This window comes from Synechococcus sp. WH 5701 (genome assembly GCF_000153045.1).
Lineage (GTDB): Bacteria > Cyanobacteriota > Cyanobacteriia > PCC-6307 > Cyanobiaceae > Regnicoccus_A > Regnicoccus_A antarcticus.
Map to the genome: position 1 here is coordinate 505059 of NZ_CH724160.1, position 24275 is coordinate 529333.

At 54.9% G+C, this 24275-nt stretch carries 19 protein-coding genes and 1 tRNA gene; 11 read left to right on the forward strand and 9 right to left on the reverse strand.

The annotated features are described in order from the left end of the window. The first annotated feature begins 288 nt into the window (after nucleotides 1–288). Nucleotides 289–1509, forward strand: coding sequence for a glycosyltransferase family 4 protein (locus WH5701_RS16900; protein WP_232201909.1), 1221 nt, complete (start codon nucleotides 289–291; stop codon nucleotides 1507–1509). A 100-nt stretch (nucleotides 1510–1609) separates the two neighbouring features. Here the strand turns inward: WH5701_RS16900 and WH5701_RS12595 are convergent, their stop codons facing one another. Next, nucleotides 1610–3151 (reverse strand): IS5-like element ISSysp4 family transposase, encoded by a 1542-nt coding sequence (locus WH5701_RS12595; RefSeq protein WP_006170113.1) that lies wholly within the window; start codon nucleotides 3149–3151, stop codon nucleotides 1610–1612. A 295-nt stretch (nucleotides 3152–3446) separates the two neighbouring features. Then, nucleotides 3447–4100, reverse strand: coding sequence for a glycosyltransferase family A protein (locus tag WH5701_RS16905; protein ID WP_071934296.1), 654 nt, complete (start codon nucleotides 4098–4100; stop codon nucleotides 3447–3449). A gap of 500 nt (nucleotides 4101–4600) precedes the next feature. Here WH5701_RS16905 and WH5701_RS16910 point away from each other — a divergent pair, with 500 nt between their 5' ends. The 3 genes from WH5701_RS16910 to WH5701_RS18820 all read left to right on the forward strand — a co-directional run bounded on the left by WH5701_RS16910 (nucleotide 4601) and on the right by WH5701_RS18820 (nucleotide 8851). After that, on the forward strand, nucleotides 4601–6592 hold the full coding sequence (locus WH5701_RS16910; protein WP_006172811.1) for an acyltransferase family protein: 1992 nt from the start codon (nucleotides 4601–4603) through the stop codon (nucleotides 6590–6592). A gap of 498 nt (nucleotides 6593–7090) precedes the next feature. Continuing rightward, nucleotides 7091–8089, forward strand: coding sequence for an acyltransferase family protein (locus tag WH5701_RS18815; protein ID WP_071934297.1), 999 nt, complete (start codon nucleotides 7091–7093; stop codon nucleotides 8087–8089). A gap of 459 nt (nucleotides 8090–8548) precedes the next feature. Then, complete coding sequence (locus WH5701_RS18820) at nucleotides 8549–8851, forward strand: ATP-binding cassette domain-containing protein (protein WP_156776801.1); 303 nt, start codon at nucleotides 8549–8551, stop codon at nucleotides 8849–8851. On the opposite strand, the gene WH5701_RS18455 is transcribed toward WH5701_RS18820, so the two are convergent. Beyond that, complete coding sequence (locus WH5701_RS18455; RefSeq protein WP_006172816.1) at nucleotides 8787–9140, reverse strand: hypothetical protein; 354 nt, start codon at nucleotides 9138–9140, stop codon at nucleotides 8787–8789. The two genes, WH5701_RS18820 and WH5701_RS18455, sit on opposite strands and share 65 nt — an antisense overlap. 42 nt (nucleotides 9141–9182) lie before the next feature. Here WH5701_RS18455 and WH5701_RS17235 point away from each other — a divergent pair, with 42 nt between their 5' ends. Further along, nucleotides 9183–9881 carry a Wzt carbohydrate-binding domain-containing protein gene (locus WH5701_RS17235; protein ID WP_232201911.1) on the forward strand — a complete coding sequence of 233 codons (699 nt, stop codon included), beginning with the start codon at nucleotides 9183–9185 and terminating at the stop codon, nucleotides 9879–9881. On the opposite strand, the gene secA is transcribed toward WH5701_RS17235, so the two are convergent. From secA to WH5701_RS12625, 4 genes are all read right to left on the reverse strand, one after another. Further along, entirely contained in the window at nucleotides 9838–12693 is a 2856-nt protein-coding gene (gene secA / locus WH5701_RS12610; RefSeq protein WP_006172820.1) for a preprotein translocase subunit SecA, read from the reverse strand. The two genes, WH5701_RS17235 and secA, sit on opposite strands and share 44 nt — an antisense overlap. Nucleotides 12694–12805: 112 nt before the next feature. Next, nucleotides 12806–13231, reverse strand: coding sequence for a GtrA family protein (locus WH5701_RS12615; RefSeq protein WP_198005197.1), 426 nt, complete (start codon nucleotides 13229–13231; stop codon nucleotides 12806–12808). After that, the gene (locus WH5701_RS12620; protein WP_006172823.1) at nucleotides 13179–14339 is read right to left on the reverse strand and encodes a glycosyltransferase family 2 protein; all 1161 of its coding nucleotides are present in this window, start codon (nucleotides 14337–14339) and stop codon (nucleotides 13179–13181) included. The genes WH5701_RS12615 and WH5701_RS12620 overlap by 53 nt, the downstream gene beginning before the upstream one ends. A gap of 75 nt (nucleotides 14340–14414) precedes the next feature. Further along, the gene (locus tag WH5701_RS12625; protein WP_006172824.1) at nucleotides 14415–16115 is read right to left on the reverse strand and encodes a hypothetical protein; all 1701 of its coding nucleotides are present in this window, start codon (nucleotides 16113–16115) and stop codon (nucleotides 14415–14417) included. A gap of 111 nt (nucleotides 16116–16226) precedes the next feature. Here WH5701_RS12625 and WH5701_RS12630 point away from each other — a divergent pair, with 111 nt between their 5' ends. After that, the gene (locus WH5701_RS12630; protein ID WP_006172826.1) at nucleotides 16227–16673 is read left to right on the forward strand and encodes a GNAT family N-acetyltransferase; all 447 of its coding nucleotides are present in this window, start codon (nucleotides 16227–16229) and stop codon (nucleotides 16671–16673) included. A 37-nt stretch (nucleotides 16674–16710) separates the two neighbouring features. On the opposite strand, the gene WH5701_RS12635 is transcribed toward WH5701_RS12630, so the two are convergent. Then, nucleotides 16711–16782 (reverse strand) — tRNA-Gly (locus WH5701_RS12635). A gap of 128 nt (nucleotides 16783–16910) precedes the next feature. On the opposite strand from WH5701_RS12635, the gene WH5701_RS12640 reads away from it, so the two are divergent. The 5 genes from WH5701_RS12640 to WH5701_RS17745 all read left to right on the forward strand — a co-directional run bounded on the left by WH5701_RS12640 (nucleotide 16911) and on the right by WH5701_RS17745 (nucleotide 23366). Further along, nucleotides 16911–17648 (forward strand): peptidylprolyl isomerase, encoded by a 738-nt coding sequence (locus WH5701_RS12640; RefSeq protein WP_156776747.1) that lies wholly within the window; start codon nucleotides 16911–16913, stop codon nucleotides 17646–17648. After that, entirely contained in the window at nucleotides 17645–20599 is a 2955-nt protein-coding gene (locus tag WH5701_RS12645) for an ABC transporter transmembrane domain-containing protein (protein ID WP_006172829.1), read from the forward strand. The genes WH5701_RS12640 and WH5701_RS12645 overlap by 4 nt, the downstream gene beginning before the upstream one ends. A gap of 11 nt (nucleotides 20600–20610) precedes the next feature. Continuing rightward, complete coding sequence (locus tag WH5701_RS12650; RefSeq protein WP_006172831.1) at nucleotides 20611–21759, forward strand: HlyD family secretion protein; 1149 nt, start codon at nucleotides 20611–20613, stop codon at nucleotides 21757–21759. Nucleotides 21760–22016: 257 nt separating this feature from the next. After that, nucleotides 22017–22298: a hypothetical protein gene (locus WH5701_RS12655; protein ID WP_037981076.1), complete on the forward strand. Its 282-nt coding sequence runs from the start codon at nucleotides 22017–22019 to the stop codon at nucleotides 22296–22298. 144 nt (nucleotides 22299–22442) lie between these two features. Continuing rightward, the gene (locus tag WH5701_RS17745; RefSeq protein WP_156776748.1) at nucleotides 22443–23366 is read left to right on the forward strand and encodes a calcium-binding protein; all 924 of its coding nucleotides are present in this window, start codon (nucleotides 22443–22445) and stop codon (nucleotides 23364–23366) included. Between the two features lie 137 nt (nucleotides 23367–23503). Here WH5701_RS17745 and WH5701_RS12665 read toward each other — a convergent pair whose 3' ends face one another. Further along, complete coding sequence (locus tag WH5701_RS12665; protein ID WP_156776749.1) at nucleotides 23504–24271, reverse strand: hypothetical protein; 768 nt, start codon at nucleotides 24269–24271, stop codon at nucleotides 23504–23506. Nucleotides 24272–24275: the final 4 nt, after the last annotated feature.

Below are 24275 nucleotides of genomic sequence, written 5' to 3' on the forward strand. Positions count from 1 at the left end.
TTGGCACCCAGTGGTAAGCTTCGGATCCAGCGCGGCCTGTCTATGAAGGTCGCCCGGGAAGCGGGCAACCTTCATGTTCCAGCTCCAGATCTCTCCCAGTGGTGTCAACTCAGACCATGGGATGAGCCTAGGGCCTTCTCGATCACAGGGGTAATTCATACTCTCTGCTCCTCTCAGGTCCTGAATTCGCTAGAGGATCTTGTCCTTGCCCCCCTCTACCCTTGGGATGCGCTTGTTTGCACATCCAGAGCTGGCAGAAAAGTCGTTGAACGATGCATGGAGGAACGAATGGAGTTGCTCCGTCGCAGGTTTAATCAGCCAGATCTTGCACGGCCTCCAGGGCCCCTTCTGCCCATCATTCCCCTGACCGTGGACGCCCGGCAAGCTTATGCACCGGAGCTGAGTCGCAGGGAACGCAGAGCTAGAGCAAGACATGCGTTAGGAATTCCTGCAGAGAACTTTGTTGTTGCCTTTGTCGGCAGGCTCAGCTTTCACTCGAAAGCACATCCCCAGCCCCTCTATCGAGTCTTAGCAAAGCTTGCCAAGCATACAGCAGGCATCACTCTGATCGAATGCGGCCATGCTTTTAACGAGCAAATTATTGCTGCCTATGATGAGCTTCAGCATTCGTTTGACGGTCTTAATTTTATACGAGTAGGTGGATCTAAGCCCGCGGGTGAGGATGAAAAGTGGGAAGCCCTTGCTGCAGCTGACGTATTCACATCTCCAGCCGACAACCTTCAGGAAACCTTTGGCCTGTCCTTGATAGAGGCAATGGCTGCCGAACTGCCGTTGGTCGTGAGTGACTGGGACGGCTATCGTGATCTTGTCACGCCTGATGTCAGCGGATTCCTAGTGCCAACCTATGATGTTCTTTTGACCTTAGATGGTGCCGATAAGCTAGAGGTACTCTACCGGCTTGGACTAGTCGATTATGATATGATGATTGGCATCAGGTCGTTGGGAGTTATTGTTGATGAGGAGGCGCTTGAGCGCTCCTTGACCATCCTTTTGCGCGATTCCGAAAGGCGCCAGGGCATGGCCGAAGCAAGCTTGCAAAAATATAATGATAACTTTAGCGGCAAGGTTGTGGCAGAGCAATATCGAGAGTTGTGGGGCGAACTCTCGAAAGTGCGAGAATCAGATGAAAGAAGCAGGAATCTTTCACGGTTTCATGGTAGCTATGCAAGCATATTTGCTCATCATGCTTCCACGAGCTTTGAAGCATCTAAGATTATAATAGATGATGACGGCACTCCTCCAGAATGGCTCAATAGCGCCATGGTAAGGGATTTTCTGCAGTTTCTTCTAGGTGGCCAAATTCCTCAGTTGATATGTCTACTTGAGTCTAAGAAGTCTCTAAGTATTGCAGAGCTTCACGCTTTGGGAATCAAGGCCCCGGAATCAAGAATGCTACTCGCCGCACTTGTAAAGTTTGGTATTGGTAGGCTAGGCATGGGTGCAACCCCAGACTCTCTCAGTGATCCTATCAATATTGAGGATGAGTAAGTTTTTTGCTAAGGAGCCAAGCCAGAATTATGTTGGGCCTCCTGAAAAAGCTATTGCTCGGGCCAGCCTCTGATCCAGAGATGCCTGCGCCGTGATCATCTCAGCATGTAGCCAAACTCAGTCCCGATGAAATGAGCAGCGTGGGACGCCTCTCAGAGGCGATACATGCCATTAGCAAGCCTTGGAGTATGGCAATCAATACAACAAGAAGCTCCAGGAGCTTCTCGAGGTTCATGACCAACAGATTTATGGCGATGGTGCAACCTGAGGTCTCGGCCAGCTTCTCACGAACGAGCCCAAGCCCGAAACGGCGCTTCCCTTGGCCGAACTTCCCCTCTACACCGTTGCGCCGCCTCTGATCATCTAGAGCGATCTTCTTCTCTGCAGCGACGAGATCAGGATCATTTTTTGGCCTGCCAAGACGCGGCCCGCTCAAGCGAATTCCATGCCTCATGCAAAAGGCGCGGTTGGATCGTGTGCGATAGATCTGATCAGCACAGACAACCTTTGGATAAAAGCCATGGCGACGGTGAAAAGTGCGTACCTGGGATTTTAGGTCTTCTCCTTCGTTGTAGGGATCCCAGCTGAGACGATCCAGGAATGCAAATCCATCGCCACTGACCGAGATCGAGATCTTGGCACCAAATTCAACATTATTTCTAGTCTTGCCACGAACGATTGGCCTGATGTGGGGTTGTGTCAAACTGACGATTCGATCCTGAATACTTCTGGTGTCTGAGTGATACAGGATCTTTTGCTGCCTCACCAGCTCACTGATCACCAACAGCTTGCGATACCAATGGCGACCAGCCGCCAAAACTCTTGCACCGCAGGCGATCAGAGCATCGATACTGGACAGGTTTCGAGCCAGATGCCGGAGCTGCTGACCAATGGCCTTGCGAATCTTGCTGAGGCGCGGACGCTTCTTCTTGGCCACCGCCAGGAATTGACGACGGGCCTGACGCCGGTTGGTTCTTGGTTTGTGGCCAAACACATCACGCACTTGCTTGTGCATCTCATCAATCAGCTTCTCTGTCGTTTCGCGGGCTTCATTGAGAAGAGAGAGATCAGTGGGATAGCGAATATCGCTGGGCACGCATGTGGCGTCAATCAGAAGGATTCCTTGATGCCTCTTGGGCGCCTTCGCATCTTGGCTGGGGCGTTCAAGAGCGGCAGGCACTGATCCGTCACCATCATCAGGATCATCATTGTCGCCTTGTTTATTCTGTGCAATTTGTTGTTTGCCATGCCGGACGATCCGCTCGTTGCAGTCATTGATGGTCTTCTCTGGCAGCCGACGACGGAAATACACCATCATCGAGGGATCAAACGGTGCCTCGAACTGGAAGCCTTCCAAGCCAAGAAAGAACTGAAGATAGGGATTTTCCTTGATCTGCTCAACGAGCTCTTCGTCGGTGACCTGCAAGCGCTCCTTGATGATCAAGGCACCAAGGGCCATGCGAAAAGGCTTGGCAGGCGCTCCGAACCCCTTTGAAAACTGCGAGGCGTAGTGATGCTCCAGCTCATCCCAAGGGATCAGATCCGCCAACTTCACCCAGCGGTTATCCCCCGAGAGCTTCCCGCCGAATGGGAGGAAGAAATCATCAAAGGAGAGCTGATTGCCTTCCTTGCGGCGGTACATGTGGAAAACTTGGTGCAGCTTTTCGGCTCAATCCAGCCGATTTGCGCACATTATACCGCCATAGAAGTGCCCAGATCCACTGCACTGCAAGCGGTCTGGAGATCTTCAGGAAGCCCTATGTTGTGTCTGACGACCCCCCTGTTGAGCAGCCTCTCGGCATTGTGGCGCTTGCGTGGCATGGGGCTGCTCTTGGCCAAGGGTGGATGCCGATCGATCTTGCTCCATCAAGCCTCTTTGTCGTTGCAGTAATCGGAATGGATTGGTGTCAAGTCTGCTGGCAGAGGAGAGAGTCTCTTTAATTGTGATATAGGAGAATCCTCGGTATTTTGACAATCAGTATGTCTGGCCCCGCTATTCTTTTGATGTCTTCGAAGTATGTAGCATCAGCAGAAAAATCTCTTCCGTGAAACCCGGCCTCTCGAGCTAAGCTCCCACGAACAATGGCGGCGCCTATATCGATCGATTCCCTTGCGAAGTAAACTTGAAATAAGCAATTCGAGAGTTGATAGCGACCACCAGGAAAATGGTGCCCATGAACCATGTCATAAAGAATTACATCCGGGTTAACCGAGTGAATTGCGGAATTAATATATGAAAGGAATGAGGGTGGGTAGTAATTGTCGTCATTGGTAATCAGTACGTAATCGGCAGTTGTCTGCTCAAGCCCTTTTGCTCTTTGTGAGTGACCATAGTCGTTGGATCGTTCTTGGCTGGCGCTGAACTTGCACTGCAGGTTGTCATTGCGATATGTTCTTCCAAGTTGAGAGAAACTTTCACATGGGCCATCGTGAATGACGTGCAGATTCCAGTTAGCATCCTCTTGATTGAGGAAGCATTGGATTAGAACTTTAAGTTGGCCAGGCCGTTTATATGCAGAACACACGATATCAATCTTGTGACCGTGCTCGCGTAGGCCTGAAGGATCGCCCCTGAACTCGACTAATTTCATGCCAGGTTGCCCTCAAGAGGTGATAGTCTTATATTGTCTTTGGTCATTTTCACAATAGAAATGCAGTTTAGTGGCTGTTTCAGGAGTGGGTGGAGTCATGCGCGAGTAGACGGCGTCCTTTGTGTGAGTGCTGCTGCAGATCAGGGTTTCTGTCCGATCAGAGTACGTGAGGCCTGCATCTCTGGCCCAAGCCTCTCCCACTGCTTGACATGTAACTCAAGCTACGCAATCGGCGGGAAGGAAGGAGGAGGTGAGGGCGTGTCTAACCAACGTCTATGGAATCAGCTTCTTCTAGGCGTGTTGATGTTTGGGCTGCTAAATGTTCTGAGTTTTAGCAGGGACGCCAGCAACGTTTGCGCTGTGTCAATTTCAGATACTTTAGGCATGAAAAGCACCTATTTGTGTCGCCCTTGATGCTGTCTCGAAGTAGGCATCATTAAGCCTCCAATCGTGGAACAATCTCATCGTCAAGATCGCCTACAGACCTCTAAGTTAACACAATGCAAGAACGTGTCCCGTTAGATGAGTCGCTACGTCCAGCCTACAGGAAGGAGATAGACGGGCTCAGAGCACTTGCAATTATTGCCGTCATCGTCAATCATTTTAACAGGAGGCTCCTGCCTGGCGGCTATTTAGGAGTTGACATATTCTTTGTTATTTCGGGCTACGTGATTCTCTCTTCGCTAATGGGGAGAGGCGGTGAATCTTTTTGGCAGTTTACACTTGGCTTTTATTCTAGAAGATTTAAGAGACTTTTGCCTGTACTTATTGTCTTCGTTCTGTTCACAGCCATTCTTGCATGCTTATTTATTTCCGAACCTACCTTAATTCTAAAAACAGGTATTGCCGCCTTGCTGGGAGTGTCCAATTTTCACCTAATAAGAAGTTCAACGGATTATTTTGCAACGGCTGCAGAGCTCAATCCTTTCACACATACTTGGGCGCTCTCTGTTGAAGCACAATTCTATCTCTTGTTTCCGTTTATATATTGGCTATGCCGGACTGGCCCTGAGAAGGCAAACAGGCCGCGATCTTTTATTATGCTAATGAGTGCTCTGTCTTTGAGTTCATTGGCTATATTCATTTATCTTTATCAGGCCAATCAAGTGCTGTCATATTACCTAATGCCAGCACGCATGTGGGAGCTAGGGATTGGTTGCTTGTTATTTCTTGGGCAAACATATTATGCCAGTCACTTTGCGCGACTTTCACAGATTCCAGCATCGCCCATTGTCGGCGTTGTTGTTGGAATCATGCTGATCCCAGCTCAATATTCAGTCATTCCGGTGGTTGGGATTGTGCTGATGACAGCTTTGCTGATCGCATGTTTGCGCTCAGGAACTTATGAATTTTCTCTCCTGACTAATCCTTATGTCGTGTCGTTGGGCCTCCTCTCGTATTCCTTGTATCTATGGCACTGGAGTGTTCTTTCGCTTAGCCGTTGGACGATTGGGGTTCAATGGTGGACAGTGCCACTTCAACTCATGCTTGTTTTATGTCTTGCAATATTCTCCTATCGATTTGTTGAAGTGCCAATAAGAAAATCAAACTGGCCTAGTCGAAAATCGGGAATACTGTTCTTTGGTCTCTTTGGATCATTTCTTGCCGCATTGGGGCTGGCCACATTAAAGCAGCTGAGTCCTGCCATGCTTGTAAGTGGAATTAATGATCTGCCTGCTCCCCCAGACTATTTACCCCTTAGAGACTCAGGGCTAAGCTTCAGTCAGGAATGTGTCATTGATGGAAGAGGACGTAAATTAAATGCCATGACTTTTTCAAAATGCACAGTCCCTTCTAGCAGTTCCGATCAGCCCATGATCTGGGCCTTTGGAGATAGTCATATTGGTCATCTCCAAGGATTGTTGCTAGAGGTCAATAGGCAGACGGGATCAGGGTTTCACCTTATTGAGACGCCAGGGATTCCATTTCCAATGACAAGTAAGAAGTTTCTAAAAGATCGGCAAATACTTTATAATCGTGCACAGCTTCAATTCCATAATGGAGACATTGTAGTCGTCTCCCGTCTCTTCTTTAAGCGACATCATGACTTAGGCTTGCCAAATGACTTGAAACAGTGGGGAAACAACTTGCTTGCTCTGTCGGAAGTCTTAGCATCTAAGGGAGTATCGTTGGTCATTATCGGTCCTCCTCCAATCTTTGATGTTGATACGATAGATAGATGCCGGTCTAGTATCTGGTTAAGAGTGGGCGCTGAATGCAGTATACTTCGCTCCGATATCTTGCCTTCTATTTCTATGGTTCAACGGTATTTGGATGAACTAGCCGAGTCCAGCGAGGCTGCCGTTAGGGTATTTGAGCCATTTTCTTATTTGTGCCCATCAAGTGATGTCCGGTGCTCAATGTCTCATCAAGGCTTGCTGTACTATCGAGATAAAGACCACCTAAATGCTGCCGGATCCGCCTCGCTTGCGGCCCCCTTTATTCGCTTTTTATATGATCAAAACCTCGTAAAAAGAAAGTCAGAACTATAGATGTGCTTATGGAAAAACGAAGCCAGGTGAAATTCGATTCAATATTTTAGGTTGAACTCGTGTCGATGTAGGGCTTACGAGGATCTCAGCCCTATCAAGGGCATACATGTCCTCAATGAGTAGGTCTGCTGCGTTGAACTGACACGACTGCAAATCCCAAGGGGTGCTTGCACCCTTGTAACTGATCTGCATCTCACGTAGTCGGACTCTCATGTCGAGTGGTCAAGCTGCACGGACTGGTGGCGTTTTAAGTCACTGCTATGCTCCAGTGTCAAGTTGACAAATTGAACGAACTCCTCCTTGGACCTCTTGCCGTAGTGCCTCACTCGCTATTATTTGACTGATCTTAGAGAGGATGCCAGACGCTGACGCTGAGCCGTGGCGGTGTCCGGCTTAGACTCGGAAGCCATGAGGGATCTTAGGCTACAAATGAGGCAGGAACTGTGGTGGATACCGGACCCTGCTAAACACGGTTTGCTGAGGGGTTGAATAAAGGATATGATTAAGGATAAAAGAAAACTGATAAACTATGAATATGGCTTTGATTGGTTAAGGGCTATTCTTCCTTTTTTTGTCATTGCGGTGCACACTAAGGTTATCTCAAGTTTTGGAAACTTATTTTCAGACGTCGAAAAATCGCCAAACATATTTGACATCATTCAATTTAATATATTATTACTAGCTGTCCCCTCCTTTCTTTTGATGTCTTTATTCTTATTTTTCAAAAAGCAGCAATCTATTATTGATGACTTATTAAGAATCTATAAATTAATAATTCTTTATGTTTTCTGGGTTGGGTTATGGTTACTATTCACTAGAAAAATACCTAGCTGGAATGGTCCTGAAATAGTAGAATTTATAATAAGAGGTGGTAACTCCATATTCTACTATTTATTCACCTTGGTTTTTCTTACTATCATAGCATCGCTTGTTCGCAAATGGACTATTAGGGGAACTTGGCTTCTATTATTTTGTTTCATAGTGCTCATTAATATCACTTTTCCAATTTTAAATATGCTTGACCCACGATACATGAAACTTGTAGCATTCTGGAACCCTTTGCTATTCCTGCCAACCATATTCGCAGCAAAACTAATGGTTCATTATCAGAAAATCATAAAAACCAATAAAATGGTCATTTTTATGATAGGTATCATATATTTACTTATTTCAACAATTGAGTGGGGATCATTTATACATCCTAATCATAAATTGATATTGGCTACGGAATTTCCTTCCTACGCTAGGGCTTCTCCTTTGGTAGGAGCAATCATGCTGTTGTCTTTATCATTTTATTTAAAGGACAGACCTTCTCGTCCAATAACGTTGCTTTCTTCAGTGTCATTGGGCCTATACTGTGTACATCCTTTTTTATTGGAAACCCTGGACTTTATAAGGAATTTGCATGGAGAGCCCGCTTTCTTTTTTACAATATCGTTTCTTTCTATCCTATTAACCATTGGACTCAAGCAAATTTTAAAAGAGAGACTGATCTAAGTTAGCTAACAATCACATGCACTCGTACAGCAAAAAGAGTCGCTCGTTACTCGCTCTGCTTCTTACTGCCAAGCGCTGGCAAGCGTTGTAGGTTATTAACATGAATTACCGCGAATCAGCATCATATGGAAAGCGTCAGCAGCGCTGTCTTTTATACCCTCAGCGCACTTCCAGTTCGCTGGTAACCGGCCCCGCTCCTGGGGCTCAATTCACTTGGTCTCATTATCGAAGAGACTCGAAAAGTGACAATACTAGGTAAACCCACTAGTCTAATGTACATTGTCGTAGACTCTGGTTTGGCCATTCTTATGTGTGGGCTGAGTTTTCGCCGGGCTTTTCTAAAGGCCCAGCGAGGTTTTGCCGATGTCCTTTGAGATTTTGCCTCCCAGTCGGGAATCTGTTGTTGAGGTTGAAGATCTTTCCAAGTGCTATCAAATTTATGATCATCCCTGTGATCGCATGCTGCAGGCATTAGATGGGCGTAGGAGACAGTATTTAAGAGAGTTCTGGGCTCTAAGGGGAATCAACTTCAGGCCTACTCGTGGTCATACAGTCGGAATCGTCGGTCGAAATGGATCTGGCAAGAGTACTCTTCTTCAATTAATCTGTGGCGCACTCACTCCTACAGCTGGGCGCATCGCCGTGCGTTGCCGAGTGGGAGCTCTGCTTGAATTAGGGAGTGGCTTTAATCCTGACTTTACCGGTCGTGAAAAAGTATTTCTGAATGCTGCCGTGCTTGGGCCTGACTTAGGCTCATATTGAAAAGCGGTTTGATGACATCTTGGCTTTTGCTGATATTGGACCATTCATTGACTAACCGGTCAAAAGCTATTCCAGCGGCATGGCGCTGCGGTTGGCATTCCCTGTGCAGGCTCATATTGATGCTGATGTGCTTGTCGTCGATGAGGCGCTCGCCGTTGGAGATGAATTGTTTCAGAAAAAGTGCTATGACCACCTTGGGCGTCTGAAAGCCAAGGGAGCATCGATTCTGCTCGTTACGCATAGCTGCCCTGTCATCATTCAGCATTGTGATGAAGCGATCCTGCTTCATCGTGGGAGACTGCGGCTTTGGGGTAGGCCCGATCGAATCACGGTGACATATCAACGTCTTAGCAATGCCACTGACCTGGAGTGGGATCAGGCCATGGAAGTGCTGGCATCACCCTCAACATCTCAAGAACAGGGTACATCAGAGCAGGTTGGCCGTCGTGACAGCGATGAGGTGCAGAAAGAGCTGAGTCTGCTCAGCCATGATAGTCCAGTCGCTTCATTCTCTCGCTTTTGGCACGACCCATCGCTGCATCCGCAGTCAACAATCATCTACCCTGGCAAGGGCGCTTGCATCCAAGATGTAGTCATTGAGACAGAGGAGGGTGTTGAGGCGAATGTTTTGTTGACGGGTCTCCCTTTTGTCCTTCGCTGGGAGTACATCGCTAAGGCTGGACTAGAAGATTTAGCCTGTGGCTGTCACATCGCGAGTCATGCCGGTCAGAGGATTGCCGGCCAGGTCTATCCATTAGTTGACTGTCCTGCAATTCGGATAGACGCGGGAGGGAGCTGGACAATCAGATTTCACTTCAGTGGTTCGCTTTGGCCAGGCCTGTATTTTATTGGAGGCGGTATTTGGAATGATGGCGACGAAACGCAATTTATTCATCAAGTGGTCGACTTTCGTGCACTCAGAATTGTCCAATCTGAGAAGACGGTTTCCATTGGTGCCTGCAATCTACAGCTTGCTCATCCTGAGTTTAGGCTTGGCTTGCCGTTGATGCCGGCTGCTCAGCAGGACTGATCCGGGGCTGGAACATGAACATCGAATAGATCACGTTGCGGCGCATTGAGGTCATCATGTCGAGGAACATGTCGTAGCCCTCATTCTTGTATTCGATCAGGGGATCCTTCTGGCCATAGCCGCGCAGGCCCACGGATTCACGCAGGGCATCCATCGCTTGGAGGTGCTCACGCCAGAGGGTGTCGATCTGCTGGAGAATGAAGAAGCGCTCGGCCTCCCGCATCAGCCCGGGCCGGTCCTGCTCGATCTGGCTTTCCTTGAGGTCATAGGCATTGCGGAGTTGCTCCCGCAAAAAGGCCTTGAGTTCTTCGGTGTTGAGGCCTGAAAGCTGCTCGGGCGTGAGATCCTCCAGCAGATAAACGAACTCCTGAACCTTGGCCACCAGTTGGCCCAGATCCCATTCCTCTGGCGGGAGATCGGGGTTCACGTAGGCCTCAACAATGTCGGACATTGTGCGCTCGCCATAGCCGATCACCTGCAGCTTGAGCTCACGCCCCTCCAGCACACGCCGCCGTTCGGCATAGACGGCTTTGCGCTGGTTGTTCATCACTTCATCGTATTCGAACACCTGCTTGCGGATGTCGTAGTAGTAGGTTTCAACCTTCTTCTGGGCCCCCTCCAGCGAGCGGGTCAGCATCCCGGATTCGATCGGCATATCTTCCTCCACGCGGAAGGCATTCATCAGACCGGCCACCCGATCGCCCCCGAAGATGCGCAGCAGATTGTCTTCCAGCGAGAGGAAGAAGCGGGTGCTGCCGGGGTCGCCCTGACGGCCGGCGCGGCCGCGCAGCTGGTTGTCGACCCGGCGCGACTCGTGACGCTCGGTGCCGATCACGTGCAGGCCTCCGGCCTGGCGCACCTGGTCCTCCTCCTGCTTCACCACCGCGTCGTATTCGGCGCGTACCCGCGCAATTGTGCGGCGCAACTGCTGGATCTGGGGATCCTCGGCGGGAGCCTTCTCCGCTGCCTGGGCAATGCGATCCTCCAGCTCCAGCACCGTGAGGGCCCGGTCACCCCACACCTTGACCAGCTCGCGGGCCAGATGCGCCAGCTCACGTTCGCTCTCCTCGCTGAGAGTGCAGGGATAGAGACCCCCGATGGCGCGTGCTTCGCTCGGGGCCATCAAGGGCGCCGCTGAGGAGTCCTGGCCGAAACCTGCCGCAGCGGTTTGGCGCGGCAGGGGAACCGGCGGCTGATGTTCGTCTTCGGGGCGCACAAGGCGAGGCAGCAGAACTTCGCGCAGCTTGAGGCGTGCCATGTAATCGGAGTTGCCGCCCAGGATGATGTCGGTGCCGCGACCGGCCATGTTGGTGGCGATGGTGACGGCCCCGGCACGCCCCGCCTGGGCGATGATCTCGGCCTCCCGCTCCACGTTCTCCGGTTTGGCGTTGAGCAGGTTGTGGGGGATCCCCTGCTGCGTGAGCAGCCCGGAGAGCAACTCGGATTTCTCCACACTGGTGGTGCCCACCAGGACCGGCCTGGAGGCCCGGTGGATTTCGGCGGTTTCCAAGGCCACGGCGCGCCATTTGGCCGCTTCGTTCTTGTAGACCTGATCGACGAGATCCTGACGCGAGCGTGGCCGGTTGGTGGGCACCACCGTGACTTCGAGCTTGTAGGTTTTCTCGAATTCCACTTCCTCGGTCTTGGCGGTGCCGGTCATGCCGGCGAGACGCGGATAGAGCAGGAAGAAGTTCTGGTAGGTGATGCTTGCCAGGGTCTGCGTTTCAGGCTGGATCGGCAGCATCTCCTTGGCCTCGATCGCCTGATGCTGGCCATCACTCCAGCGCCGACCCGGCATCACGCGACCGGTGAACTCATCAACGATCACGGCATCAGCGCCGCGCACGATGTAGTTCACATCCTTGACGAACATCTCCTTGGCCTTGAGCGCATTGGTGATGTAGTGGGCCCAGGGATCAGCGGGATCGAACAGATCGAGAACGCCAAGCATCGCCTCGGCTTTGGCATAGCCCTCGTCGGTGAGGGTGACATTGCGCTGCTTCTCATCCACTTCATAATCTCCTTCTGGGTCGATGCCATCCTTGGCCATGCCTTCAGCGCGCTCCAGGGCGGCGGCAATCTCAGCCGCGCGCATGTACTTCTCCTGGGGACGCTCCACCTGGCCGGAGATGATCAGGGGCGTGCGCGCCTCATCCACGAGGATCGAGTCGACTTCGTCGATGATGCAGTAGTGAAACTGGCGCTGCACCACCTCTTCGATGTCGTTCGCCATGTTGTCGCGCAGGTAGTCGAACCCGAGCTCACTGTTGGTGGCGTAGGTGATGTCGCAAGCGTAGTTTCGGCGTCGATCGGGCGGTGCCATGTCCTGCTGGATCAGGCCCACCGAGAGGCCCAGGAAGCGATGCACCTGCCCCATCCACTCGGCGTCGCGGCGGGCGAGGTAGTCGTTTACGGTCACCACGTGAACGCCTGCACCGGTGAGGGCGTTGAGGTAAGCCGGCAGGGTGGCCACCAGGGTTTTGCCTTCGCCGGTCTTCATCTCGGCGATCTGGCCCTCATGCAGCACCATGCCCCCGACCAGCTGCACATCGAAGTGGCGCATGCCCAGCACCCGCTTGCCGGCTTCGCGCACCACCGCAAAGGCCTCGGGCAGGAGCTCATCGAGGAGCTGGCGCTGGCTGGACGGGGAGTTGGCCTTCTCGAGCCGCAGGCGGAAGTCAGCAGTCTTGCTGCGCAGCTCATCATCACTGAGGGGAGCGATCTCCTCCTCCAGCAGGTTGATGTCCGAAACGATCGGCTGGTAGCGCTTCAGCTTGCGGGCGTTGGGATCCCCGAGGAGCAGCTTGAGCATGGAGCGGGCCAGCCTGGATTGGTCAGCCTACCACCGCCGCCTTGAGGCCTGCGGCGGCAGATGTCAGGCAGGCCAAGGGATTTGAGCATTTCCGACCCAGGTCTGGCGTGGCTCATCCAGGCGGTGAAGGCCTTCGCAGTACTCGCTTGGCCGCAAAAAAATTGAATCCAAGCCCTGCCAGCGTGGCCAGCACCAGGGCCGCAAGAACAGGCACAAGCCGCAGAAAGACAAGAAAGGAGGTCAGGTTCACCAGCATGCCGGCGCTCTGGGAGAGCACGTAGAGGCCATAGCGCGACAGCGCCAGTGGTGTGCGGAAGGTGATGAAGCTGTTGAGCAGATAGGTGGTGCTCACGCCGCCAAAAAAGCCCAGGGCTTTTTGTAGTGGAGGCTGATTGAACCAGCTGCCAAGCAGGAGATAGGCTGCCGCGTCCACCGCAAAGGCGATGGCACCAATCAGCGCGAAGAGCAGGAAGCGGCCATTCACCTTAGATTTCTCGATCCTGAAATGCCGCCAAGGTGGAGATCTTCGCGCCGGCAAGATATGAGAACAAGGATATTGAGAGGGCAACTGAGGCCAGAAAGGCGACTTGACTGATGCGGCGGATGGGGATCGGATTATTGTGGTATGAGGTTGAGGCGATCATGATCAGCACGATTCCCAGGATCAGTGAAAACACCGCAGCTCTCATCAGCCTGTCAACGCCAGAACGCATGTTTAGTAAGCGATCAATCAGGCGACCCCCACGGCCCACGTGGCTGCCGTAACGACGCGCAAAGAAGAAGCGCGTTACAATATAATCGGAAATGAGGGCGCATGCCGCAAAAAACAGAAAGCTGGCTGCGAGCAAGGATGTTGTGCCGGTGAAGACGTAAATCTCGGCTGAATAGGCGAGATACAAGAGAAGAGAAGTAACCAGGCAGATCGATCCAAGCCCGAGAAATGCATAGCGAGGACTGAATGAAAGCATGAACTTCAGGTGGCGCCAGCCATCGCGCCAGGTGCGGAGGTGAGGGCGACGGCTCGGAGGGTTAGGCCGAAGATCGGTGGGGATCTCCTTGAGACAGAGATCACAAATGCTGGCCTTGATCACCATCTCAGAGGCGAATTCCATGCCGTTACTGCACAGGGATAGCCGCTCGATCGAGTTGCGGCGAAAGGCCCGCAAGCCGCAGTGAAAGTCTCCGACTTCAATGCCGAACAAGATCCGTCCCAGCAAGCTGAGCACAGGATTGCCAAGATAGCGATGCAAGAACGGCATGGCTCCCGGCTCGATCGTGCCCTGGAAGCGGTTGCCCATCACAAGATCTGCTCCGTTTTTCAGGGGCTCCAGAAACAGGGGGGCCTGGTCGAAGCGATAGGTGGAATCAGCATCCCCCATGAACACAAAGGACCCTCGCGCCTCCTGGATGCCGGCCCGCAGGGCGGCCCCATAGCCACGGACGGGCACCGCAACCACCCGGGCGCCCTCAAGTCTGGCAATCTCGACCGAGCCATCGGAGCTGCCATTGTCAGCGACCAGGATTTCGTAGGGAAGGCCGGTCGCGGCGCCGCCACGATGGCAATCGCGGATCGTGGCAGCGAGGGTGGGCGCCTCATTGAGGCAGGGGATGACGAAACTGAGCTGGGGTTCGGGAGATGTTCGCAAGTCCCCTGCTCATCAGCTGTTCGGTGATCCTATCGAATCGATTCGCTTGCTGGCAATCGACTGAAGCAAATCCATTCAGGGCTGTGATACGGAACAAAGGCTGAAGTCTTCCAGGCCTGAACTGGCCTCGTAGTGGGAACAGCGCCCCAGCCTGAAGCCCGCAGCAGTGATCATGGGCGCTTCCTCCAGGAATGCGCGAAGCCGTTGCTCCGGCACCTCATCTCCCCGGGGGATGACATGGACCAGAAACGAATCGAAGCCGCTGTCCAGCAGCCGCTGCTGGATCAGACGGTGGAGCATCGGCATCTTCGAATGGGCCGCCGTTGCCGGAGCAATCCCTGGATCCCAGTTCAGCAAAGGATTGCCACTGGCGAGGGTGTGGGACTTGATCCAGCCGATCGGCCGATTGAGCAGCACGATTGGCACACCAGGAGGGAACTCAAGCCGGCCATCGCTCAGCGGCACCAGTGCCGGCGCGGATGCGGAGCGGATCATGGTCCAGTGCCTCTCGAAGCCTGAACGTCCCCAGCTGGGGGTGATCTGGCTGGCCAGGCTGAGCGCCAGCACAGCCGTCAGCAGCAGCGCGGGGCCGAACCGGCGCTGCGGAACAGGCAGACTGGCCAGGAGTTGCTGGCAGAACAGGGCGATCACCAGGCCCTGCAGCAGTTGCAGGGGGATGGCGTAGCGGCCGATGGCGCTGAGTCCAAGCCAGAAGACGTAGGAGCCGGCGAGCCCCAGCACCACGGCTCGCTGCAGCCGCCCCAGCCGATGCCGCAGGGGCGGAACCAACAACAGGGCGAGACTGCTCAGTGCCCACAACAACGGACGCAGATCACGGAAGAGAACCTCTGATCGGCGAGTCTTCAGGTCCATGTCCGGATTGAAGGGCGGAAAGAAGCTGTCGCTGAAATCGAAGAGGGGGGCGAGCAGAAACGAGGGGAGCGAGTCGGGTAGGAAGCGGCCTTCAGTGGGGTGGGAATCCTCATGCAGAGGGGAACGGAAATGGTTGTTGAACAGGGGGTAGATCGGGCTGCCCGTGTTCTGGCTGGAATGGATCAGTTGGGGGGAGGTGAATAGCGAGAGGCTGAGCAGGAAGGGCAGCAGAACGATCGCGACTCCGCGCAGCAACCTTCGCAGCGCCGCCCGCCACCCTTGCGGCGGCATCGGGCCCAGCAGCAACACCGCCCCCAGCAGCGGCAAGGTGATCACGAAGGTGAGCTTGATCCCGACCGCCGCACCCACCAGCCCCGCCGAAAGCGCCACCAGCCAGCGACGCCGAACCGGCCCGGCGTGACCAGCCACTGCCGCCAGAGCCAACCAGAGGCTGATGACGCTGAGGAGTGACAGGGTGAGATCGGCCATCGTGTTGCCCGCCTCCGAAAGCACCAGGGGGGCGCTGCCACCGAGTAGAGCCGCCAGGAAGGACAGACGGCGATCACCAGCGAAGAGGAGCAAGCCGATCGCATAGACGACAACCAGGGCAAAGCCCTGGAGCAGCGAGAACAGCAGCGTGGGCAGCAACGGTCCGAGTACGCCGCTGGCGGCGTACAACCAGGCGGCCGGCAGGCTGGCCAGGGGGTTCAGGAAGGTCTGCGTGCCGCCGGGGAGAAGGTCGGAGCCATAATCGTTGGCAAGAAAAGCAAGCGAAGAATAGAGGTGGTAATTGCGGGCGTCGTAGTTGATGTCCTGGCCGCTGATCAAGCTGTAGATAGGAAACAGTGAGAGCAGCACAACAGCCAGCAGCCAATCCCAGCGTGTCGTTCTCCGAATGAACATCAGGCGCCCAGTTTTCTAGGCGAACACTATCAGGGAAGTGTCCACACACCTCAGTGCGGGCGGGAAGCGAAGATGGGACGCTGTCGTTCTTGCAGCCAGGGGGCTGACCTGTTGCCCACCCTGATCCGACACCGTCCAGGTGCCCCAGGCCTGCGCCTGGGGCTTGGGCCGGGGCTGCGGCCGGTTGATGCCATGGGCCAGTTGCAGCACTTGTTCAACAGCCACAGCTTCTGGGCCAGGGGGCGACAGCGGGACGATCTGCAGCGCATGTTGAGGGGAAGCCAGGTCGCTGTCAGTGCCTGGAGCGGCCGTGAACTGATTGGTTTTGGGCGGGCGACCAGTGATGGGGTCTACCGGGCCCTGCTCTGGGACGTGGTCGTGCACTCCGGCCACCAGGGCCAGGGCCTGGGACGAATGCTCGTGCAGCGCCTGCTCGCCAGTCCGGAGCTGAGCGGGGTGGAGCGCATCTACCTCATGACCACGAACAGCGCCGGCTTTTATCAGAGGTTGGGATTCGAGCCTGTCACCCAGCAGTTGCTGCTGCATAAGCAAAGCTGAGGCTGGGCACCACAACAGTGATTCTGAGTGTTCTGAAAGCGGATGAAGAGATTCGAACTCTCGACCCTCTCCTTGGCAAGGAGATGCTCTACCACTGAGCTACATCCGCATGCTGGGCCCGATCGTTTGACGGGTGCCCTGCAGTACCGGCCTGTCGCCGACTTGGTCAGCATGCCCCATCGAGGGCCTCTGGGTCAAACCGGGGGGCAGCCGAGTTCGACCTCTATGCTGCGGCCCATGAAGGACGTGATCGGGAGCTTGCCTGCCGAAGCCCTCGCCCTGCTGCAGCGCCACAACCTGCTCAAAAAGCTGGTGCGCGCTCAGGTGGTCGAGGATGCCATTTCGGCCGAACCCATCGCAGCAGCTGACCTTGCTGCCGCACGTGAGGAGTTCCTCCGCCATCACCGGCTGAGTGATGAGGCCTCGATCGCCTCGTTTCTGATTGAGCGAGGGCTCTCGGGGGACGCCCTGGAGTGGCAGATCCAACAGCCACTGAAGCTGCGCCATCACTGCCAGGAGCACTTCCGGCACAAAGCCGAGACCCACTTTCTCAGCCGCAAGAATCACCTTGATCGGGTGGTTTACAGTCTCCTGCGTGTTCAGGATCCCTTCCTGGCCCGGGAGCTCTACTTGCGCATCGCCGGGCAAGAGGCCAGTTTCGCCGACCTGGCGGCGGCTTTCTCCACGGGGGTGGAGAAGCACACCAAGGGCCTGGTGGGTCCGGTACCGCTGACCCAGGCTCACCCAGCCCTGGCGGAACGGCTGAGGGTCAGCCGCCCGGGCCTGTTGCAGGAACCCTTTCTCCTGGAGGGATTTTGGCTGATCTTGCGGCTGGAGAGTTACCACCCCGCCAGCTTTGAGGAGGCGACGGCTGATCAGATGGCGCTCGAGCTGTTCGAGCAATGGGTCAAGGAGGAGACTTCCCGTAAGCTGGCTGCACTTCAGATCAACAGCGAGAGCCGCCCGACGGAATGACCCAGACTGCTGCTGGCGCTCTGCTTGACCATCCAGCGTTTCGATCCCTGAGCCCAGCAGGGCGCCAGCTCCTGTCCCAGTCGTCGACCTTGCTGCGCTACCGGCTGGGACAAAGTCTCACCGATGGCAGCATACTTCCTGCCCAGGTGCTGCTGCTGGTGCAAGGCCAGGCGCGCCTGCTTGGTCAGGAGCAGGGCCGGATGGCCACATTGGTGAAGCTGGGTCCTGGGAATCTGGTGGGCCTGGCCTCGCTGTTGCGGGGCCAGGCCTGTGAATCAGTCTGCGCGGCCACCGAGCTGGTGGCGTTCGCTCTGAGCGACGACTTGATCGTGAAGCTGCATGGCAGTGAGCCTTCCTTCCGCGGATGGTGCGATAGCACGCTCTTCCCAGCGGAAGTGGTGGCCCTGCTGCAGGCTATTCAGCAGAGCAGCGCCAGCAGTAACGGCTCCCTGCTTCAGGTCCTGGCCCCGGCGGCCGGGCAAGCCCAGCTGATTCCACCCGATCGACCAGCGTTTCGGGACGCCGTGCTTGCCGGTACGGCGCTTTTCCTGGGCAGTGCCTGTGAAGGTCAGGCGCTGTGCTCAGAGCTTGCTGATCCCCAGGTCACTCTCCCCAAGCCCATTGGGCCCTTCGGGCTCCGGCTGATTGCTCTGCCCAGAGACGTGATGGACCGGGTGATCGCTCCCTCGGCCAACGAAAACAAGCCGCCGGCCACCCCTGAGCGCAGCCTGGAGGGCAGCGCCATCCAGGAGGCCCCCGAAGCACCGGAAGTGAGTCGGCTGACCTACGGCGCCAACGGCGAACGTCGGGGGATGACGTTGGTGCGGGGTGAGGGACCCCTGCAGGAAACGATGGCCTGCTTTCAGATGCTGGCTCGGGAGATGAAGCTTCCGTACCGACGGGATTCGATCGAGAAAGTGTTGCAGGATGCCCTGCGCCGCGGCCAGACCCTCAACCTGCAGCTCATTGGCCAGGTGGCCGGATCCCTCGGCCTGCATGTGGTGGGGGCCAAGGTGCCAGCAGGAATGGGCACCCGTCTGCAGACCCCATCGCTGCTGAGCTGGAAGGAGGGATTCGCTTTGGTGGTGGCCAGCCATCAAGGAGGCATCACGCTGGCCTCACCGCGCCATGGCTGGATTGAACTCACCCCAGCCGAAATCTTGGAGGCCTACTCGGAAGGGATGGATCTGCTGGTGTTCGATCGCACCACGTCCACGCCTGATCAGACCTTTGGGCCGAGTTGGTTTTTGCCGGCCTTGTCGCGCTACCGGGGAGTGCTGCTGCAGGTGCTGGTGGCCAGCTTTGTGGTTCAGTTGTTCACCCTGGCCAATCCCCTGCTGATTCAGATCATCATCGACAAGGTGATCAATCAGCGGAGTTTGGATACTCTCCAAGTTCTGGGCTTTGCCCTGATGGTGGTCACCTTGCTGGAGGGTGTGCTTGGGAGTTTGCGTACGTTCCTGTTTGCTGAAACCACCAACAGGATCGACCAGCGCCTGGGCGCCGAGGTGATCGACCACCTGCTACGCCTGCCCCTGAATTACTTCGATCGCCGTCCGGTGGGAGAGCTGGGATCCAGGGTGGCGGAGCTTGAGAAGATCAGGGGTTTCCTCACCGGCCAGGCGCTGACCACGGTGCTGGATGCCGTGTTCTCGGTGATCTACATCGCTGTGATGGTGCTCTACAGCTGGACACTCACGATCGTGGCTCTGGCGGTGCTTCCCATTCAGATCGGGATCACCCTCTTGGGTGCTCCACTCTTCCGGCGCCAGTTCCGCCAGGCCGCTGAAGACAACGCCCGTACCCAGAGCCACCTCGTGGAAGTGCTTACCGGCATTCAGACCGTGAAAGCCCAGAACGTGGAAATGGTGAGCCGCTGGAAGTGGCAGGAACTCTACGGAAAATACATCTCGCGCACGTTCGAGAAAACCATCACCGGTACGGCGCTGTCTCAGATCGGCCAGGTTCTTCAGAAGTTGTCTCAGCTTCTGGTGATCTGGGTGGGTGCGGTGCTTGTGCTCAGGGGCGAACTTACCTTGGGCCAGTTGATTGCCTTCAGAATTCTGAGTGGCTATGTGACCCAACCCCTGCTACGGCTTTCCACGATCTGGCAAAGCATTCAGGAGCTTCGGGTGTCGTTCGAGCGTCTGGCTGATGTGGTTGACACCCCCCAGGAATCCACGGAAACTGATAAAGCCAAGATTCCACTGCCGCCGATCCATGGCGATGTGGTGTTCGAGGATGTGAGCTTTTCGTTCGTTCAAGGCCAACCATTGATTCTCAAGAACGTTGATCTTGAGTTGAAGGCTGGAACCTTTGTTGGCATCGTGGGCCAGAGCGGAAGCGGGAAAAGCACTCTCATGAAGCTGATCCCAAGGCTCTATTCTCCAAACAGTGGTCGTATCCTGATTGATCACTACGACATAGACAAGGTTGAATTGTATTCACTGCGCCGCCAGGTGGGTATCGTTCCCCAGGAGCCGCTGCTTTTTTCCGGCACGATCAGCGAGAACATCGCGTTGACCCAGCCCGAAGCAGATAGTGAAGACATCGTGCGGGCGGCCAAACTGGCTTGCGCCCATGAATTCATCATGGAGCTCTCGAGTGGCTACAGCACGAAGATCGGTGAGAGAGGAGCTGGCCTGAGCGGCGGACAACGCCAGAGAGTGGCCATTGCCCGTACCCTGCTCACGCGCCCCAAGCTCCTGGTGATGGACGAGGCCACCAGTGCTCTCGACTATGACACCGAGCGGCGTGTCTGCGACAATTTGCTTGAAGAACTCCACGACTGCACCGTTTTCTTCATCACCCATCGCCTCTCCACGATCCGGCGCGCCGATCTGATTGTGATGATGCATCAAGGGGCGATCGTGGAAACCGGAACCCATGACCAACTGATCGCCCAGAAGGGGCGTTATTACACCCTTTTCCGCCAGCAGGAAGCCGCTTGATGCCCACTCACATGTCGAACCGCAACCCTGGGCAGTTGCTTGAGCGCATGGTCTCCGCAGGCCAGCATGACGAAACGGTGCTCAGGCAATCCCGGCTGTGGATGCGAGCCACCGCCTGGGTTTTGATGGGAACCACCGCCTTTGCCGTGGGCTGGCTGGCCCTGGCCAAAACCGAAGAGATCGTTTCCGTTACCGGCAAACTCGAGCCGATTGGCTCCGTGCGAGACATCCAGATGCCGGTGGGGGGCATCGCAGCTTCCCTGCTGGTGAAGGAAGGCGATCAGGTGAAGGCAGGCCAGGTGGTGATGCGGCTTGATACGCAATCCAACCGCCAGAAGAAGCGCTCGATCGAGCAAAATATTGCTGCCACTCAACGTCAGTTGAACCTCAAGGATCTGGAACTGAGGAAGTTTCTGGAGATGAACCAGGATCAAGCCCTGGTTTTGGATAAGAACCTCAGCCTTCAGAAGGACATTCTCAAGCGCTATCAGAGCTTGGCCAGGGAGGGGGCTTCTGCAGAACTCCAGTATCTCCAGCAATTTGACCGCGTGCAGCAAACCGAAGGCCAGCTTACCCAAACTCAGCTGGATCGTTTTCGCCAGCAGGCCATCCTGGACCAGGCCACCCAGCAACTGCAGGGTCAGCTGGCCAGCCTGCGCAGCGAGTTGGCTGATGTTGAGGTGTCTCTGGCCTATCAGGAGCTGCGTGCACCGGTGAGTGGTGTGGTGTTCGACCTCAAGCCCAAGGCGGCGGGCTACGTGGCTCAGGGCACTGAATCGGTGATGAAGGTGGTTCCCCTGAACAAGCTGGAAGCCGGCGTGGAAATTCCGTCGTCTCAGATTGGCTTCGTGCACGTGGGCATGCCCGTGGACCTCAGCATCGACTCGTTCCCGGCCAATGATTTCGGTGTTCTTGAGGGAACCGTACGCCAGATTGGATCCGATGCTCTGGCGCCGGATCGGACAGCTCAACGTGAAGATTACCGTTTTCCGGCCAGAATCACGCTCTTGAGCCAGCGGTTGAAGCTCAAGACCGGCAGCTATTTGCCACTGCAGGTGGGCATGTCGCTGAGGGCGAACATCAAGCTGCGTAAAGCCACCTATCTACAGCTACTGCTGGGCAGCTTCCGCGATAAGGCCGAAGGGCTGCGACGCCGTTGATCCTCAGGCGGAGTCTCCCGATGGCCACGGCGCTCAGATAATGTGTGAGACTGGCCACAGTTGCTTTTTCTTGGCTGCCCTCAGAGGAGTTTTCTGGTACTGAAATCCATGAGAACGCCTGCGGTGCAGGGCTTTTGCTCCCGCATTGGCCCTGTGCCAGATCAATTGCCGCCTACTGATCCTTGGTCTAGGGTGGTCATGCTCCGCCCTTCGGCGTAGAGTGGATCTGCTGTACAGCGCTCAAAACAGCCCCAACCATGGCTTTTGACACCATCCCCGGCTCACCTACAGAGCCCGTTCAGTTTCTTGGAACTGCCTTCAACGACCAGATTGCCATCACGTCTCTCCCCGTAGATGCCACCACGTTCTACTCCGAAGGAAGGGAAGGTGATGACTTCTGGAACATTGGCGTCTTCGCGCCGAATGCTTCAATCTTCGGTGGCCAAGGCAATGATGTCGTAACCACCAATGTTGCCGGCCTCGGAGTCATCGGTACTGATCCACTCTTCCTTTCTGGCGCTCTTATTGAGCTGAACTAGGGGGATGACGAGTTCGGAAACCGTCAATTCTCAATTGATGCCACCATTTCGACCCTCCAAGGTGGTCAAGGCAACGACACGTTGTGGATCGGCAATGCTCAGAGTTCCTATTTTAATGGGAATAGGGGCGACGACTTCCTCGGCATGGATGACAACTTGTCACCAAGCAATACCGATCGCAGCTCCATTTTTGGTGGTCAAGGCAATGACCTCCTGACCATTGAGCTTGGCCGTGATAACAGTGCTCTTACCAACTCTTTTGTTGGAGGCAATCTCGGTAATGACGTCATCCTGATTGACGTCGACTCCTCCGCTGCCGGAACGATCTTCGACGGTGGCGACGGTGACGACTTCCTGTCGGCGACTGCTACTGCTGTTGGTACATCCGAAGCTGATCTCACCATGGTGGGCGGCGCCGGTAACGACTCTGTGACCGGTGGCGACGGCGATGACTCCATCCAAGGCAACGACGGCGACGACTTTCTCGTTGGTGCTGAAGGTAGAGACACAGTTGAAGGCGGCAACGGCTCCGATGTCGTGTACGGCGGCAGAAATGACCGCGAGGGGGATACCCTCAGCGGCGGCACTGGTGGCAACCGCTTTGTGAGCAGGGATGATGATTCAGCTACCTACAACGTTACTGCTCCAGGTGCCGGCACTTCTAGACTGGGTAATGGATTTCAATTTACCTGGGGCGGCGGTGGCGTCGATGTAATTACTGATTGGAGTTCAGCATCTGCTGGAACCAATGTGATTGACACCGGGATTATTGGTCAACTTGTTATTGGCAACCAAGGTGCTGCAAATATGTCATTCAATGCTAGTGGTACATTGGCACCCTTTAACTCTAACATTGCCATTAGAGGATTCTTCAGTGCTGATTCGCAGTCTTTTGTGACTGCACAATTTGGCTCTGACATTCTGCTTACTCAAACCAGCAATCAAACTTTTGGTGATTGGACTAATGCTGACTTCAATCGGGATGTCTCAACGGTCTTAATTGGTGCTGGTAACACCTCTATCCTCCAAGACAGTAACTTTGTTTTTGAAGGAACTATTCCTGTCTGATCAGCAATTCAGGCTAAGGCTTTCTTAAGAATACTTCCTCTTTCTATGGCCCTCTCTTCGGAGAGGGCTTTTTCTTAGTACACATAGCCTTTCCTGTGGCGTCAACAGAAGATTGAGATTCCTGGCAGGCTTTGTCTTTATTTTCGGCGTATGATTTTTCGGGAAAGATGCTGCCGATAGTGCAGGAACGATGGGCAACCGTGCTCGATTCCCAGAAACTCCCGGCATGCCCAGCTCGGTTTCCAGACCGGGAACTGCTGTAACACCGTATAAGTGGCCACGCTCTCCAGCGGACCCACAAATCCCTCGATCGGCCAGGCCGTCTGCTCCCGCAGCTTCTCCACCTGTGGTCTGCTGAGAGAAAAGCTGCCGGAGTGGGGGTTGGTGGACCGATCAAAGTGCACGATTTGGCCATCCCAGAAGCGCAGCCCAGCCACATTCAAGGCAGGGCTCTGGAATTGGTTGAGGAATTCATGCCGTAGCGGCCCATCCACATACAACCGTGCGGTACCGTGTTCACCGGTCAGTTCGTAGCGATGGGGCATCAACCCTATACCGTGCTGCGTGGTTTGCATGAACCAAAGCAACTTATCGATGTATTGCCGATCGCCGATCACCAGATCATCCTCCAGGTACATCGACAGGTCAGCAATGGGCTCGGCCTGAAGCAGAAAGTCTCGAGCAGAGGCCGGCAGCAGGCGTGGATTGTCGAGCTCTTGTCGATGCAGATGGATGCGGCCACGAAAGCTGTTGAGCACAGGCTTGATCCACTGCTCACCGGTTACGAAGACATGCAATTCAAGATTGATGCCACTGAGCTGTGGGGACGGAAAGGCTGCCGACGGTGCTTGGGCAATCGTGCGGCTGCCAATATCGAGGATGTCGTCTGCTTCGCTGCGGGCCAAGGCT

Coding starts and splice junctions, on each gene's coding strand:
- WH5701_RS12640 (WP_156776747.1), top strand. CDS start 16,911: ATGAAGGACGTGATCGGGAGCTTGCCTGCCGAAGCCCTCGCCCTGCTG.
- WH5701_RS12595 (WP_006170113.1), bottom strand. CDS start 3,151: ATGTACCGCCGCAAGGAAGGCAATCAGCTCTCCTTTGATGATTTCTTC.
- WH5701_RS12645 (WP_006172829.1), top strand. CDS start 17,645: ATGACCCAGACTGCTGCTGGCGCTCTGCTTGACCATCCAGCGTTTCGA.
- WH5701_RS12655 (WP_037981076.1), top strand. CDS start 22,017: ATGGCTTTTGACACCATCCCCGGCTCACCTACAGAGCCCGTTCAGTTT.
- WH5701_RS16905 (WP_071934296.1), bottom strand. CDS start 4,100: ATGAAATTAGTCGAGTTCAGGGGCGATCCTTCAGGCCTACGCGAGCAC.
- WH5701_RS16910 (WP_006172811.1), top strand. CDS start 4,601: ATGCAAGAACGTGTCCCGTTAGATGAGTCGCTACGTCCAGCCTACAGG.
- WH5701_RS18820 (WP_156776801.1), top strand. CDS start 8,549: ATGCTGCAGGCATTAGATGGGCGTAGGAGACAGTATTTAAGAGAGTTC.
- WH5701_RS12650 (WP_006172831.1), top strand. CDS start 20,611: ATGTCGAACCGCAACCCTGGGCAGTTGCTTGAGCGCATGGTCTCCGCA.
- WH5701_RS16900 (WP_232201909.1), top strand. CDS start 289: ATGGAGTTGCTCCGTCGCAGGTTTAATCAGCCAGATCTTGCACGGCCT.
- secA (WP_006172820.1), bottom strand. CDS start 12,693: ATGCTCAAGCTGCTCCTCGGGGATCCCAACGCCCGCAAGCTGAAGCGC.
- WH5701_RS12625 (WP_006172824.1), bottom strand. CDS start 16,115: ATGTTCATTCGGAGAACGACACGCTGGGATTGGCTGCTGGCTGTTGTG.
- WH5701_RS18455 (WP_006172816.1), bottom strand. CDS start 9,140: ATGAAGCAGGATCGCTTCATCACAATGCTGAATGATGACAGGGCAGCT.
- WH5701_RS17745 (WP_156776748.1), top strand. CDS start 22,443: ATGGATGACAACTTGTCACCAAGCAATACCGATCGCAGCTCCATTTTT.
- WH5701_RS18815 (WP_071934297.1), top strand. CDS start 7,091: ATGATTAAGGATAAAAGAAAACTGATAAACTATGAATATGGCTTTGAT.